We start from the raw sequence: 13,924 nt of genomic DNA on the forward strand, positions 1-13,924 counted from the left end.
TGCCCCTCCCCGAAGTCCTCGTCCCCCCTACACCCAGCCGGCCCCCTGGGAGATCCGGATGGCGTCGACCCGGTTGCGCGCTCCCGTCTTGCGGATCACCGCTGCCATGTAGTTCCGCACCGTCCCCTTGCACAGGTGCAGATTCTCCGCGATCTCGGAGATCGGCGCGCCGCCGGCGGCGAGCGAGAGAACGCTCAGCTCACGCGGCGTCAACGGCATCTTCGCGGCCTCGAGAAAACCGAAGGCGAGCGATTCGTCCACGAACCGCTCGCCCCGGGAGACCTTGCGCACGCCCTCGACTAATCGCTGCGGGGTCGAGTTCTTGTTGACGAAGCCCAGCGCCCCCGCGTCGAAGGCGCGACGGAGCCCCGGGCAGCCGGGGCTGACCAGGGCGAGCAGCGACGCGCCGCACGCGGCGTTCCGGACGGCTCCCTTCAGAGTGCCGACGCGCTCTTCGGCCGGCGGCGCGCCGCCCGGCGACGGATCGTCCGCGTCGACCACGAAGACTTCCGGCCGCAGGGACCGGGCCCACAGTGCGATCGTTTCCCAGGTGGCGGAAGCCACGTCGAAATCCCCCTCTTTACCCAGCAGCGCGGCCAGCGCGGATCTCAGCAGGCCGGTGTCGTGGACGAGAAGTACCCGGATCACTTTCTCCAATTCCTCCAAACGGATCCACACCGCTTGTTCGCAGAACTGTCGGACCTTCACATGAACGGGTGCCCGTCACAGGAGTAAGGGAACTGGTTCCTCACCGTCTTCGAAGCGCAACTGCGCTACGCCCGGCGCTGTAGTCGGCGCCGAGCGCCGTCCTCCGCGCCCGGCGCGCTCCCGGCGCGGTTGTCGGCGCGGCTCCCGGCGGGAACCGTACGGGCGATGAGCCGTCCCGCCGTCTCCAGGTCCGTGCGCACCCGGTCCTCGGAGACGCGGCCGGACAGCCGGCCGACGACGGTGGCGTGCCAGGTGTACTCGACCACCCGCACCGCGGAGAGCTGCTCGGCCGTGGGCGGCCCGTCGAGCCCGACCGCGTCCAGGATGATGGCGGTCGTCAGCCGGGACACCGCGTCGACCTCGTCCGTCACCGACCGGTCGGCGAAGGTGAGGGCCCGCATCATGGCGTCCGCGAGCCGCGGCTCGCGGCGCATGGCACCGAAGGCCCGCAGCAGCGTCCCCGTCACCCGGGCCGCCGGGTCGGGATCCTCCGGCGGGCGTTCGCGCAGCGTCTCGTGCAGCCGGCCCAGCTCGCCCCGCAGGGTCGCGACCAGCAGATGGATCTTGGAGGGGAAGTAGCGGTAGAGGGTGCCGAGCGCGACCCCGGACCGCTCGGCGACCTCACGCATCTGCACCGCGTCGAAGCCGCCGTCGCTGGCCAGCCGGACGGCGGCCTCCAGGATGCGCCGCCGCCGCTCCTCCTGCCGCGCGGTCAGCGGCGGGCCGCCAGGCTTCGCTTCCTCGCTCATGGGCCCCCGTCCCGGTCCGTGGCGCGAATCACCCGATCCCGATCTGCGCCCCTGGCTACCTGCCGGTAGATTCGAAGCTCGTCGGACGGTGAACGATCAAGTCTGAAACTTGTTCTAGATTAGCGCGAGCGATTACGCTCCCGCAGAACGCAAGCGAGAAGGGGGCCGCAAGTGTCCGCTGAGGCCGCACCGGCAGCCACGCCGAGCCCCTCCACCGGCCCGGCCGCGGCCGACGGCGACCGCCCGCTCCGGATCGCCCTGCTGACCTACAAAGGGAATCCTTTCTGCGGCGGCCAGGGCGTCTACGTACGGCACCTCTCCCGGGAGCTGGCGGCCCTCGGCCACTCCGTCGAGGTCATCGGCGCCCAGCCGTACCCGGTCCTCGACGGCGGCGTCACCCTCACCGAGCTGCCCAGCCTCGACCTCTACCGGCAGCCCGACCCCTTCCGCACCCCGAAGCGGGGGGAGTACCGCGACTGGGTCGACGCCCTGGAGGTCGCCACGATGTGGACCGGCGGCTTCCCCGAACCGCTCACCTTCAGCCTGCGCGCCCGCCGCCACCTCGCCGCCCGCCGCGGCGACTTCGACGTCGTCCACGACAACCAGACCCTGGGCTACGGGCTCCTCGGCGGCCCCGGCCGGATCGGCGCCCCGCTCGTCACCACCGTCCACCACCCCGTCACCGTCGACCGGCAGCTGGACCTCGCCGCCGCGGACAGCAGGCGCCGCCGCATGTCGGTGCGCCGCTGGTACGGCTTCACCCGCATGCAGAAGCGGGTCGCCCGGCGGCTGCCGACCGTGCTCACCGTCTCCGGTTCCTCCCGGCAGGAGATCGTCGACCACCTCGGCGTGCGCGAGGACCGGATCCACGTCGTCCCGATCGGCGCCGACACCCGGCTCTTCTCCCCGGACCCGGCCGTCCCCGAGATCCCCGGCCGGATCGTGACCACCTCCAGCGCGGACGTGCCGCTCAAGGGCCTGGTGCACCTGGTCGAGGCGCTCGCCAAGCTCCGTACCGAACGGCCCGACGCGCATCTCGTCGTCGTCGGCAAGCGCGCCGAGGACGGCCCCGTCGCCGCCGCCATCGAGCGCCACGGCCTCGGGGACGCCGTCGAGTTCGTCAAGGGCATCAGCGACACCGAGCTGGTACGTCTCGTGCGCGGCGCCCAGGTCGCCTGTGTGCCCTCGCTCTACGAGGGCTTCTCGCTGCCGGCGGCCGAGGCCATGGCCACCGGCACCCCGCTCGTCGCCACCACCGGCGGCGCCATCCCGGAGGTCGCCGGCCCCGACGGCGAGACCTGCCTCGCGGTGCCGCCCGGGGACGCGGGCGCGCTGTCCGCCGCCCTCGGCCGGCTCCTCGACCCGGTCGGCGGACCGGAGCTGCGCCGCCGGCTCGGCCGGTCCGGACGGGAGCGGGTGCTGAGCCGCTTCACCTGGGCCCAGGCCGCCCGCGGCACCGCCGACCGGTACCGCGAGGCCATAGCGCGGCAGGGCGCCGCCGCGGGCGCCCGGTCCCGGGCCTGACCGTCCGCGCCGGCCCGCGCCGGCGCGGCGGTGACCACCCCCGACCGCACCTTCGATCACGGCCTCTCCCGAACCACAGAAAGCAGGCAGACCCCGAGTGCTGACCGTCGACTTCTCCCGGTTCCCGCTCGCCGCAGGCGACCGCGTGCTCGATCTCGGCTGCGGCGGCGGCCGGCACGCCTTCGAGTGCTACCGCCGCGGCGCGCACGTCGTCGCGCTCGACCGCAACGCCGAGGAGATCCGCGAGGTCGCCGGCTGGTTCGCCGCCATGAAGGAGGCGGGCGAGGTCCCGGCCGGTGCCACCGCCACCGCCATGGAGGGGGACGCGCTGGCCCTGCCCTTCCCCGACGACAGCTTCGACGTCGTCATCATCTCCGAGGTCATGGAGCACATCCCCGACGACAAGGGTGTGCTCGCCGAGATGGTGCGGGTGCTGCGGCCCGGCGGCCGGATCGCGGTCACCGTGCCCCGCTACGGGCCGGAGAAGGTCTGCTGGGCGCTCTCGGACGCCTATCACGAGGTCGAGGGCGGCCACATCCGCATCTACCGCGCCGCCGAACTGCTCCGCAAGATGCGCGAGGCCGGGCTCCGGCCGTACGGCACGCACCACGCACACGGCCTGCACTCGCCCTACTGGTGGCTCAAGTGCGCCTTCGGCGTCGACAACGACAAGGCCCTGCCGGTGCGCGCTTACCACAAGCTGCTGGTCTGGGACATCATGAAGAAGCCCCTCGCGACCCGGCTCGCCGAGCGCGCCCTCGACCCGCTGATCGGCAAGAGCTTCGTCGCGTACGCCACCAAGCCGCACACCCCGTCGCTCGGCGCCCCGTTCGCCGACCGTGCCTCCGAGGCCGACGGCGCTTCCGCGGCCGACGGTGCCTCCGCCGGGGCCGGCGCGTGACGAGCCCCGGCCGTACCGAGCGGCTCGTCCTGCCCGGTGTCCTCACCGCCGAGGAGGCCGCCGTCACCGTCGCCGGGATCGCCGCCCTCCAGCGCGCGGACGGCGCCATCCCGTGGTTCACCGGACACCACCTCGACCCCTGGGACCACGTCGAGGCCGCCATGGCCCTCGACGCGGCCGGCGAACACGAGCGCGCCGAGGCCGCGTACCGCTGGCTCGCCGACCACCAACTGCCCGACGGTTCCTGGTACGCCGCCTACGCCGACGGCGACCCCCTCGCCCCGACCGACCGCGGCCGGGAGAGCAACTTCTGCGCCTACGTCGCCGTCGGGGTCTGGCACCACTACCTCGCCACCGGCGACGACACCTTCCTCGACCGGATGTGGCCCGTCGTCTTCGCCGCCGTCGAGTTCGTCCTCGCCCTCCAGCAGCCCGGCGGGCAGATCGGCTGGAAACGGGAGGACGACGGCACTCCCGTGCCCGACGCGCTGCTCACCGGCTCGTCCTCGATCCACCAGGCGCTGCGCTGCGCCCTGGCCGTCGCCGAGCACCGCGAGGAGCCGCAGCCGGACTGGGAGCTGGCCGCCGGCTGGCTGGCCCACGCGATCCGCCGGCACCCCGAACGGTTCCTCGACAAGGGCCGCTACTCCATGGACTGGTACTACCCGGTGCTCGGCGGCGCGCTGACCGGACAGGCCGCCCGGGAGCGGATCGACGAGGGCTGGGACCGGTTCGTCGTTCCCGGCCTCGGCGTGCGCTGCGTGCTGCCCAACCCGTGGGTGACCGGCGGCGAGAGCGCCGAACTGGCCCTGGCCCTCTGGGCGACGGGGGAGTCCGACCGTGCGCTGGACATCCTGAAGTGGATCGGGCACCTGCGCGCCGACAACGGCATGTACTGGACGGGCTACGTCTTCGAGGACGACGCCGTCTGGCCGGAGGAACAGACTGCCTGGACGGCCGGCTCGGTGCTGCTGGCCGTGGCCGCCCTCGGCGGGGACGAGGCGACCACGGCCGTCTTCGGCGGCGAGCGGCTGCCCGCCGGACTCGAACCGGACTGCTGCTGACGGCGGCCCGGCTCGTTTCCACCGGTCCTGCCGGTCCTGCCGGTCCTGCCGGCGCTGCCGGTCCTGACTGTGCTCGTCAGGCCCTCCGGGGCTCGTGAGGCCCTCCGGGGCTCGTCCAGGCCGACCGGTGCCTGTCAGGCCGCCGGTGCTTGTCAGGCCCGGCGGATCCGCAGTGCCAGGGCGTGCCCGATGAAGAGGTACACCACGGCGGGCAGCCCGTAGTTCAGCAGCACCCGCAGCCAGTCGGTGTCCATCGTGAACAGGTCGTACGACCAGCCCGCCAGCCAGCGGGCCGCGTCCTGGACGAAGCTCACCAGGTCGTTGGCCCGGTTGGCGTCGAGCCAGTACATCAGGATCCACAGGGCCAGAATCGCCGCGGCGACATCGGCCACCAGAGCGATGGCGGTGGCCGCGGCATTGCTTCCCGATCGTCTGCTCATGCCCCGCGTCTTGCCGCTTCCGCGGGGCGGAAACCCGGATGGACCGCCCCCGCTCGCGGCGCCCCGCCGCCCGGGGGAGGCTGCGCTCAACTGCCGTCCCGCCGCGGGCCCCGGCCCCCGGCCCTCCGGAGGTCCGCCGTGCCGACTCCCGCCCCCTTCCGTCCCGGCCCGTACGGTGCGCTCTTCCGCGTCCCCGCCGACCGCCGCGGCGGACCTCCGGGGGGCCGGCGGCTGCCGGCGGCGCTGCTCGCCTGTGCCCTGCTGGCCGGCACGGCTGCCTGCGGCGGTGACGAGTCCGGCGGCGGGTCCGCCGGCACCGGTGACGGGGGCAAGAAGGGGGACAAGGCGAAGTTCGCCGCCAACGCGGGACTCGCGGCGGGCGCCGCGCACCAGTGGATCGTCAAGCCGTTCCGCGAGGGCAAGTTCAAGAAGGGCGCCGACGGCCGTACCGGGGCGATGCTCAAGGCCGGTCTCGCCGGGGGCTTCACCTACAACCGGCTCCAGGCCGCGCTGAAGAACGCCCGCAACGACCCGGATCTGAAGAAGGCCGTCGAGCCGATCGACCAGAGCGTCAAGGACCTCAAGGGGCTGCCGCAGAAGCTCAAGGACGGCGACGTGAACAAGAGCGAGGTCGACACGGTCCAGAAGGTCGTCGACAACGTCAAGGAGGCGGGCAGGAAGGCCGGCGCCGAGGTGAAGGACAACGTCCCCTCGCTCTCCGAACTGCGCGGATAATCGATACCGCCGCGGTCGCGCGCTGCCTAGGGTTCGGCCATGACATCCCTTGCGCACGACCGGTTCTGCACGGAGATCGAACGGCAGACGAGCCGGCTGCTGACTGCGTGCGACGGCGCCGCGCTCGACACCCGGGTCCCGGCCTGCCCCGAATGGTCCCTGCGCGACCTGCTGGTGCACGTCGGCGGGGCACACCGCTGGTCCGAGACCCTGGTCCGCACCCGGGCGAAGGAGGACGTCCCGGAGAAGGACGTACCGGACATCGAACCGACCGGTGACACGGCCGGAGCGCTCGGCGCCTGGCTGGCCGACGGCGCGGCCCGGCTCGCCACGACCCTCCGCGAGGCCGGGCCGGACGCCCCCGTGTGGTCCTGGGCCCCCTGGGCGCAGCACGCCGGATTCTGGGCCCGGCGGATGGCCCACGAGACCCTGGTCCACCGCGCGGACGCCGCGATCGCCACCGGACAGCCGTATCCGGTCGACCCGGACCTCGCGGCCGACACCGTCGACGAATGGCTGGAGATCGTCGGCTCCCCGGCCGCCGCCGGGCACGACCCGGAGATCGCCGAACTGCGCGACGGCCCCGCCCGCAGCATCCACCTGCACGCCACCGACACCCCGGCCGGTCTCGGCGCCGAGTGGCTGATCCGCTTCGGCGGGCAGGACCTCAGCTGGCAGCGGGTCCACGGCCGGGCCGACACCGCGCTGCGCGGGCCGCTCACGGATCTCCTGCTGGTCTTCCAGCGCCGGCTGAGCCCGGACAGCGACCGCGTGGAACTGCTCGGCGACCGCGAGACGCTGGACTTCTGGCTGGAGCGGGCGAAGTTCGCCTGATACGGGGAGGCCGGGCGGGGCCCGCCGGACAGGGGGCGGACAGCCGGGAGACAGCGGGCAGACAACGGGGAGATTCCGGGCGGACAGCGGGGCGTAGCCGGGCGGACAGCGAGGAGGGGCCGGCACCGGGCGAACGCCTGAGCGGCAGGTCGGCACCGGGGCGGCACCGGGGAGACACCGCGGGAGGAACCGGGCGCGGCCCGGTGGGCGGGCGGCGGCACGGGAAGACGCCGGGCGTGGCCCTGGAGGACCCGGCGGCGGCACCGGAGGGACGCCGGGCGGCGCGGGAAGACACCGGACGGTGCCCGGAGGGGCCGGGATGGCACTCGGCACGGCCGGCCGGCACGCCCGCCCCGGCGGCCGGGACACGACGAGGCCCCCGCCCGTGACGGGCGGGGGCCGGATACGCCTGGGGCGCCCGAGCGGACCGTGCGGTCAGCCGCGCTGGATGCCCGAGGTGTCCTGGAGGACACCCCGGCGGCCGTCCTGGGTCTGGGCGACCAGCGCCTGGCCGCGCTGCTCGACCGCCAGGTACCAGGTGCCGGGGGCCAGCTCCGCGACCGGGTTCGGCGAACCGTCCTCCGCGAACAGCGGCCGGGCCACCGGAACCGCGAACCAGAACGGGGCGAACTCGCCGCCCGGCGCACCGGGCTGACCGCCCTGCGGGCCCGGAGCCGCCGTGGCACCGGCGGCCTGCGGCTGGCCCGGCTGGGCGCCGTACGGCTGCTGGCCGCCCGGCGCGGGCTGACCCTGCTGCGGGCCGCCCGGGTAGCCGTAGCCGGGCTGCTGCGCACCGGGGTAGCCGTAGCCCTGGCCCGGGCCGGCACCGTACGGCGACGGGGCGGGCGGCTTCGGGGCGCCCAGCAGCGGGGCCTTGAGAGCCGGCAGGGTCTGGCCGAGGACGGCACCCGCGGCCAGCGCCAGCGTCGCGAGGAACGCCAGGATCGGGGCGAGCCCCAGGCTCACCTGCTCGGCGCTCCGCAGCGGTCCGTCGAACAGCACCCACAGGGCCGACCAGGCGGAGAACACGGCCAGCGCGGTGCCCCACTGGTCGAGGGACAGGCCGACGAGCTTCCGGCCCGCGGGCAGGAAGCGCGAGGCGACGACCAGCGCGGCCGCGATGATGCCGGCGAGGAAGACCGACGGCAGCACCGGGAAGAGTTCACTCTCCCACGCGCTGGGAATGTCGTCGGAGTTGCAGAACTCGCCTTCGCAGTCGACGGAATAGAAATCCAGGAACGAGGCGATGAACAGCAACACCGCTGCTCCGATCACCACGCCGTCGCCTCGAGTGAGGGAGCGGATGTTCACGTAAGGTCCTTCGTCTCAGTCTCGTGGGTGTCGTTGCTGCCGCCGTGACGCGGGTGGCACTGGCGCGGGGGTGGCCACCCATCGTACGGATGAATCTATCGCCCGGTGGCCCGGGGTGTTCGCCGGGTCACAGTGACACCGTTTTCCCCGCTTTGCCGATACGGGCTGATGCTTTCTCCCCCTTCCCCCGTCGTCCCCGTGGTCCTTGCCGGCCCCGTGCTGCCCGTGCTCCGGTTCCCCCGCTCCTCCCCGGTGCCGGGCCGTTCTCAGAAGTCCTTGCCGGCGGCCGCGCCCAGATGGAGCGCGATGCCGTCCGCGATGCCCCGGGCCGCGCTCTGCCGCCACTCGGCGCTGGTCAGCCGCTCGGCGTCCTGCGGGTCCCGCATGTTGCCGCACTCGACGAACACCTTGGGAACCTCGGACAGGTTGAGCCCGCCGAGGTCGGAGCGTACATCCAAGCCGGTGCCCCCGCCGATGTAATTGGAGGGCTCGCTGCCGGTCTCGCGCACGAACCGTCCCGCGATGCGCTCGCCCAGCTCGCGCGAGGGTCCGACGATCGCGCGGGTGTCCGCGCCGCCCTCCTTGACGGCTCCGGGGAGGATCACGTGGAAGCCGCGGTTCCCCGCTCCCGAACCGTCCGCGTGGACGGACACGGCGGCGTCCGCGTCCGCCTTGTTGCCGATCGCCGCCCGCTCGTCCACACAGGGCCCGTACGGCCGGTCGTCGTCGTGCGTCAGCCGCACCTCGGCGCCCTGCTTCTCCAGGATCGTCCGGATGCGGCGGGCGACGTCGAGGGTGAACTCCGCTTCCGCGTAACCGTCGTTCGTCGCCGTACCGGTGGTGTCACAGGCCTTGCTGTTCGTACCGATGTCCACGGACGCGTTGATCTCGCGCGGGTGGTCGCGGTTGCCCGGGTTGTGGCCCGGGTCGACGACGACCACCTTCCCGGCCAGCGGCTTCCCGGCGTCCGGCTCGCCGCTCGGCGGGGCGGAGCCCGGCGGCCGCCCGTCCGCCCCGTCCGCGGGACCGCCCGGCTCCGCGGTGCCGCGGCTCCCGGCCGACGACGGGCCGCCGTCACCGCCCCGGGCGCCGTCCCCGCCCAGGGACTGCCACACGAGCCCGCCCACGACGCAGGCCGGGACCAGCACGGTGCAGGTGACGGCGACGGCGCCGCGGAGGCGGCGGGGGGACGAGGGGCTGCTGCCGTTGGACACGCCCGCGATGCTATCCGTGCCGTCCCGCGCCGGCCGCCGCCCCCTGCGCGCCTGCTGCCGTCCTCTCGGTGCCTGCTGCCGTCCCCTCGGTGCCGGTCGCCGCCTCCTGCGCGCCTGTCGCTGTCCCCTCCGTGCCGGCCGCTGTCCCCTGCGCGCCTGCCGCCGCCCTCTCCGTGCCGGTCGCCGTCCTCTCCTCGGCGGTCGCCCGCCGCAGCACCCGCAGCGAGCGGGTGGCCGAGATCTCGGTGAACCCGCCCGAGTCCAGGGCCCGTCGGTAGATCCGGTACGGTGCCCGGCCGCCGTCCGCCGGATCGGGGAACACGTCGTGGATGACGAGGAGCCCGCCGGGCGCCAGATGCGGCGTCCAGCCCTCGTAGTCGGCGTTCGCGTGCTCGTCGGTGTGGCCGCCGTCGACGAACACCAGGCCCAGCGGCCGCCCCCACAGCGCCGCCACCCGCGGCGAGCGGCCGACGACCGCGACGACGTGCTCCTCCAGCCCGGCCGCGAACAGGGTGCGGCGGAAGGCGGGCAGCGTGTCCATCCGACCGGTCTCCGGGTCGACGGTCTCCGGGTCGTGGTACTCCCACCCGGGCTGCTGCTCCTCCGACCCGCGGTGGTGGTCGACGGTGACGGCGACGGTTCCCGCGTCCCGGGCCGCGGCGGCCAGCAGCACGGTCGACCGGCCGCAGTAGGTGCCGACCTCCAGCAGCGGCAGCCCGAGCGCGGCGGCCCCGACCGCGGCGGCGTACAGGGCGAGCCCCTCGTCGGCGGGCATGAAGCCCTTGGCCGCCTCGAACGCGGCCAGGACGTCCTCGTCCGGCCGGGCCTGGAGATGCGACTGCGTACCCTGCGTACCCATCGGTTTCCTCTGTTCGTGCCGCGCTGTGCCCGCCCATGCTGCCGGACCGGCTCGGCGGCGGGGCGCCCGGGGCGGTGGCCGAGGGGCCGGTCCGGTACTCCCGGACGAGGACCACCGGACCAATCGGGCTCATTCGTAATGGGGATGCAGCGTGACGGTCATGACGAGAGCATGGCGGGCATGGAGAAGCCCACCCCCGTGCCAGGACAGGCCGCCGAGACCGGCCGGCGGGAACCCGCCGTGTGGGCCGCCCTGGTGGCCGCCTGCGCCGGTCAGTTCCTGGTCGTCCTCGACGTCTCCGTCGTCAACGTCGCGCTGCCGTCCGTCCGCAGAAGCCTCGGGCTCGACGAGAGCGGACTCCAGTGGGTGGCCAACGCCTACACCATCACCTTCGCCGGGTTCATGCTGCTCGGCGGGCGGGCCGCGGATCTCTTCGGGCGCAAGCAGGTCTTCCTCACCGGGCTCGGGCTGTTCACCGCCGCCAGCCTCGCGGGCGGCCTCGCCCAGGAGCCGTGGCAGCTGATCGCGGCCCGGGTGGTGCAGGGCGTCGGAGCGGCCGTGCTCGCCCCGTCGACGCTCACCATCCTCACCACCTCCTTCCCCGAGGGCCCGGCCCGGGTGCGGGCCATCGGGCTGTGGACGGCCGTCGGAACCGGCGGCGGCGCGGCGGGCGGCCTCGTCGGCGGGCTGCTCACCGACGCGCTCGGCTGGCGCTGGGTGCTGCTCATCAACGTTCCGGTGGGCGCGCTGGTCCTGGCCGGCACCGCGCTCTGGCTCACCGAGCGCCGGGAACGGGCCGTCCCGCGGCGGCTGGACCTGCCGGGCGCCGTGCTGGTGACGGCGAGCGTCGGCGCCGTGGCGTACGGGATCGCGCAGACCGAGGCGCACGGCTGGACGGACTCGGCCTCGCTGCTGCCGCTGCTGGGCGGACTGGCCGGAATCGCCGCGTTCACCGCCGTCGAGGCGCGGTCGGCGGAACCGCTGATGCCGCTCCGGCTCTTCCGGGTCCGCTCGGTGTGGACGGCGAACACGGTCTTCTTCGTCTGCGGCACCGGCTTCTTCGCGATGTGGTACTTCATGTCGCTCTATCTGCAGAACGTCCTCGGGTTCAGCCCCGTCGAGGCCGGCTGCGCCTTCCTGCCGCACACCCTCTCCATCATCATCGGCTCCCAGCTGGCGCCCCGGCTGATGAACCGGATCGAGCCGCGCACGCTCATCGCCGTCGGCGGGCTGCTGGCGGTGGCGGGCTTCGGCTGGCAGAGCACCATGGGGGCCGACGGCACCTTCCTCCGCACGGTGCTGGGGCCCGCCGTGCTGATGTCCTTCGGCGCGGGCCTGCTGATGACCCCGCTCGCCTCCGTGGCCACCTCGGGGGTCGCCGCCGGGGAGATGGGCGCGGTGTCGGGCCTGGTGAACACCGCGCGGACGGTCGGCGGCGCGCTCGGACTGTCGATCCTGGCGACCGCCGCGGCCGACCGGATCGCCTCCGCCGCCGCGTCCGGCGCAGCGGGCCCCGAGGCACTGGCCGACGGTTACGCCTACGCCTTCCGGGTCGCCGCCTGCTTCCTGCTGGCCGGCACGCTGCTGGTCGCGCTGCTGCCGAGGGCCGGGACGGCGTCGCGGCCGGGCGGGAAACCGGCGGAAGCGGCACGCCGGGTCGTGTCGACGTGAGCGTCCGCTCGTAGAGTTGGGCCCCGTGGAGGCACCCGGCCGCCCGGACCGGCGAGACGAACGGACCGGCGAGACGACGGACCGGCGAGACGAACGGACCGCGCCGGACCGCAGGACAAGAACGCGCGACCGGACCGCGCGACCGGACCGCCCGTGACCGCCCCGGTCCGGACGGCCCGCACCGGACGGCCCGCACCGGACGGCCCGGACCGGACGAGCCCGCCTCGAGCAGCCCGCCCCGGGCGGCCGGACCGAACAGCCCGGACCGAACAGCCCGGACCGAACAGCCCGGACCGAACAGCCGGACCCGGACAGCCGGACCCGGACAACCCGTACCGGACACCGGGAGCACCGGGCCGCGGGCCGGTCACACCAGGGACCGGGCGCACCGGGGACCGGGTTCACCCACGACCGGGTGACCAGGAACAGAGGACAAGGAACACCGCATGCCCACCGACCCGTCCCGCCACTCGGCCGGCCCGTCCGGCACCGCCGCCCCGGTCCCCGAACCGGCCGCCGTGCCACCGTTTCCGGCCCGCGGCCGCCGGGTCCTGGTCAGCGGCGCCTCGCGCGGGCTCGGCCGGGCCGTGGCGCTGGCCTTCGCCGCGAACGGGGACCGGGTCGCCGTGCACTACGGGACGCGGCGCGCGGAAGCCGAGAAGACGCTCGCCGGGCTGGACGGTGACGGGCACGTCCTGCTCGGCGCGGACCTGGCCGACCCGGAGGGCGCGGCCGGACTGGCGGACGCGGCGGGGGAGGCGCTCGGCGGCATCGACGTCCTGGTGAACAACGCCGCCGTCAATCTGCCGCATCCGCCCGAGAGCACCGCGTTCCCGGACTGGGTGGACGCCTGGCGGCGTCATGTGGACGTCAATCTGCTGGCGACCGCGCATCTGAGCCACCGTGCCGCGCACCGCATGATCGAGCAGGGCACGGGCGGCCGGATCGTCAACGTCGGCTCCCGGGGCGCGTTCCGCGGCGAGCCCGGGCATCCGGCGTACGGGGCGACGAAGGCCGCGGTGCACGCGCTCGGCCAGTCCCTCGCCGTCGCCCTCGCGCCGTACGACATCGCGGTCGCCTCGGTGGCGCCCGGGTTCATCGAGACCGACCGGGTCGCGCACCGGCTGACCGGCCCGGAGGGTGAGGCGATCCGCGCGCAGAGCCCGTTCGGCCGGGTCGCGGAACCGGCCGAGATCGCGGCGGCCGTGCGCTGGCTCGCGTCGCCGGAGGCCCGGTGGAGTTCCGGCACGGTGATGGACCTCAACGGGGCCTCGTACCTGCGCACTTGACGGCCGGCCGGGCGATACGGCGCCGGGTCCCCGCGGGCGTGCGGGCGTGCAGGCGTGCGAGTAAAGCCATCACGGCCGACGTCGAGGAGTGGCTGAACCTGCGGGCGTACGGACCTGCGGGCGTTTCGGACCTGCGGGCGTACGGGCCTGCGGGCCTGCGGGCCTGCGGGGAGAGAGTCTGCCGGGAGAGGCCCTTGGGACGGGGGCGTACGCCCGGGCGGAGATCGCACGGCGGATCTGGCGCGGACACGGCTGTGGCCGCCCGGACCGGAGTCCGGACGGCCACAGCCGTGTCGTTTCTTCAGTTCTTCCGGCCGGCCGGGAACTACGCCGGTCGCCGGTGCTTGCCCCGCGTCGCCTTCCGCTGCGCGTCCTCGGACGCGGCCGGACCCCGGTGCTTGCCCCGGCCTGCGGCGGACTGCGCGGAATCCTCCCGCGGGCGCGCCTCGGTCGTGTCGGTTCGGGCTTCGGACATGTGGGAACTCCACCCCGTTGAATCGCCGTGTGCTGTGCGCCGGGGCCCGCGTCCACGACAGCGGCGGAAAGGCCACACCCGTCCCCGTGTCACCGACGGTGCACCGGTCGTGCGGCACGCGCCGGCCCCCGGGAGGAGTCTAACGGGAAC

The 13,924-nt window shown here is 74.4% G+C and carries 12 protein-coding genes and 1 pseudogene; 7 read left to right on the forward strand and 6 right to left on the reverse strand.

Annotation, left to right across the window (positions count from 1 at the left end):
* Positions 1 to 27 precede the first annotated feature (27 nt).
* Together GCU69_RS23200 and GCU69_RS23205 are read right to left on the reverse strand one after the other, a co-directional pair.
* Positions 28 to 648 carry a response regulator transcription factor gene (locus GCU69_RS23200; RefSeq protein WP_306474038.1) on the reverse strand — a complete coding sequence of 207 codons (621 nt, stop codon included), beginning with the start codon at positions 646 to 648 and terminating at the stop codon, positions 28 to 30.
* A gap of 125 nt (positions 649 to 773) precedes the next feature.
* A complete protein-coding gene (locus GCU69_RS23205; RefSeq protein WP_156207073.1) occupies positions 774 to 1,457 on the reverse strand; it encodes a TetR family transcriptional regulator in 684 nt (227 codons plus the stop codon).
* A gap of 171 nt (positions 1,458 to 1,628) precedes the next feature.
* Between GCU69_RS23205 and GCU69_RS23210 the strand changes: the two genes are divergently transcribed.
* The 3 genes from GCU69_RS23210 (at position 1,629) to GCU69_RS23220 (ending at position 4,946) form a co-directional block, all read left to right on the forward strand.
* Entirely contained in the window at positions 1,629 to 2,981 is a 1,353-nt protein-coding gene (locus GCU69_RS23210) for a glycosyltransferase family 4 protein (protein ID WP_156207074.1), read from the forward strand.
* 97 nt (positions 2,982 to 3,078) lie between these two features.
* Entirely contained in the window at positions 3,079 to 3,882 is an 804-nt protein-coding gene (locus tag GCU69_RS23215) for a class I SAM-dependent methyltransferase (RefSeq protein WP_156207075.1), read from the forward strand.
* On the forward strand, positions 3,879 to 4,946 hold the full coding sequence (locus GCU69_RS23220) for a prenyltransferase/squalene oxidase repeat-containing protein (protein ID WP_156207076.1): 1,068 nt from the start codon (positions 3,879 to 3,881) through the stop codon (positions 4,944 to 4,946). Before GCU69_RS23215 ends, GCU69_RS23220 begins: the two co-directional genes overlap by 4 nt.
* A gap of 152 nt (positions 4,947 to 5,098) precedes the next feature.
* On the opposite strand, the gene GCU69_RS23225 is transcribed toward GCU69_RS23220, so the two are convergent.
* Positions 5,099 to 5,386: a hypothetical protein gene (locus GCU69_RS23225; RefSeq protein ID WP_098751681.1), complete on the reverse strand. Its 288-nt coding sequence runs from the start codon at positions 5,384 to 5,386 to the stop codon at positions 5,099 to 5,101.
* A gap of 231 nt (positions 5,387 to 5,617) precedes the next feature.
* On the opposite strand from GCU69_RS23225, the gene GCU69_RS23230 reads away from it, so the two are divergent.
* Both GCU69_RS23230 and GCU69_RS23235 read left to right on the forward strand, forming a co-directional pair.
* Positions 5,618 to 6,121 carry a hypothetical protein gene (locus GCU69_RS23230; protein WP_156207091.1) on the forward strand — a complete coding sequence of 168 codons (504 nt, stop codon included), beginning with the start codon at positions 5,618 to 5,620 and terminating at the stop codon, positions 6,119 to 6,121.
* A gap of 39 nt (positions 6,122 to 6,160) precedes the next feature.
* Positions 6,161 to 6,955, forward strand: coding sequence for a maleylpyruvate isomerase family mycothiol-dependent enzyme (locus tag GCU69_RS23235; protein ID WP_156207077.1), 795 nt, complete (start codon positions 6,161 to 6,163; stop codon positions 6,953 to 6,955).
* 435 nt (positions 6,956 to 7,390) lie between these two features.
* Here GCU69_RS23235 and GCU69_RS23240 read toward each other — a convergent pair whose 3' ends face one another.
* The 3 genes and pseudogenes from GCU69_RS23240 to GCU69_RS23250 all read right to left on the reverse strand — a co-directional run.
* Positions 7,391 to 8,266: a hypothetical protein gene (locus GCU69_RS23240; RefSeq protein WP_098751677.1), complete on the reverse strand. Its 876-nt coding sequence runs from the start codon at positions 8,264 to 8,266 to the stop codon at positions 7,391 to 7,393.
* Between the two features lie 266 nt (positions 8,267 to 8,532).
* Positions 8,533 to 9,480, reverse strand: a complete 948-nt coding sequence (locus tag GCU69_RS23245; RefSeq protein WP_098751676.1) for an N-acetylmuramoyl-L-alanine amidase — start codon at positions 9,478 to 9,480, stop codon at positions 8,533 to 8,535.
* 205 nt (positions 9,481 to 9,685) lie between these two features.
* Positions 9,686 to 10,339, reverse strand: a pseudogene (locus GCU69_RS23250) (class I SAM-dependent methyltransferase); the annotation flags it as partial.
* Between the two features lie 171 nt (positions 10,340 to 10,510).
* Between GCU69_RS23250 and GCU69_RS23255 the strand changes: the two are divergent.
* Positions 10,511 to 12,010, forward strand: coding sequence for an MFS transporter (locus GCU69_RS23255; protein ID WP_408055840.1), 1,500 nt, complete (start codon positions 10,511 to 10,513; stop codon positions 12,008 to 12,010).
* Between the two features lie 446 nt (positions 12,011 to 12,456).
* Positions 12,457 to 13,299 (forward strand): SDR family NAD(P)-dependent oxidoreductase, encoded by an 843-nt coding sequence (locus GCU69_RS23260; protein ID WP_156207078.1) that lies wholly within the window; start codon positions 12,457 to 12,459, stop codon positions 13,297 to 13,299.
* Positions 13,300 to 13,924: the final 625 nt, after the last annotated feature.

This window comes from Streptomyces lycii (assembly GCF_009735685.1).
GTDB classification, from domain to species: domain Bacteria; phylum Actinomycetota; class Actinomycetes; order Streptomycetales; family Streptomycetaceae; genus Streptomyces; species Streptomyces lycii.

Coding starts and splice junctions, on each gene's coding strand:
- GCU69_RS23255 (WP_408055840.1), top strand. CDS start 10,511: ATGGCGGGCATGGAGAAGCCCACCCCCGTGCCAGGACAGGCCGCCGAG.
- GCU69_RS23225 (WP_098751681.1), bottom strand. CDS start 5,386: ATGAGCAGACGATCGGGAAGCAATGCCGCGGCCACCGCCATCGCTCTG.
- GCU69_RS23205 (WP_156207073.1), bottom strand. CDS start 1,457: ATGAGCGAGGAAGCGAAGCCTGGCGGCCCGCCGCTGACCGCGCGGCAG.
- GCU69_RS23235 (WP_156207077.1), top strand. CDS start 6,161: ATGACATCCCTTGCGCACGACCGGTTCTGCACGGAGATCGAACGGCAG.
- GCU69_RS23260 (WP_156207078.1), top strand. CDS start 12,457: ATGCCCACCGACCCGTCCCGCCACTCGGCCGGCCCGTCCGGCACCGCC.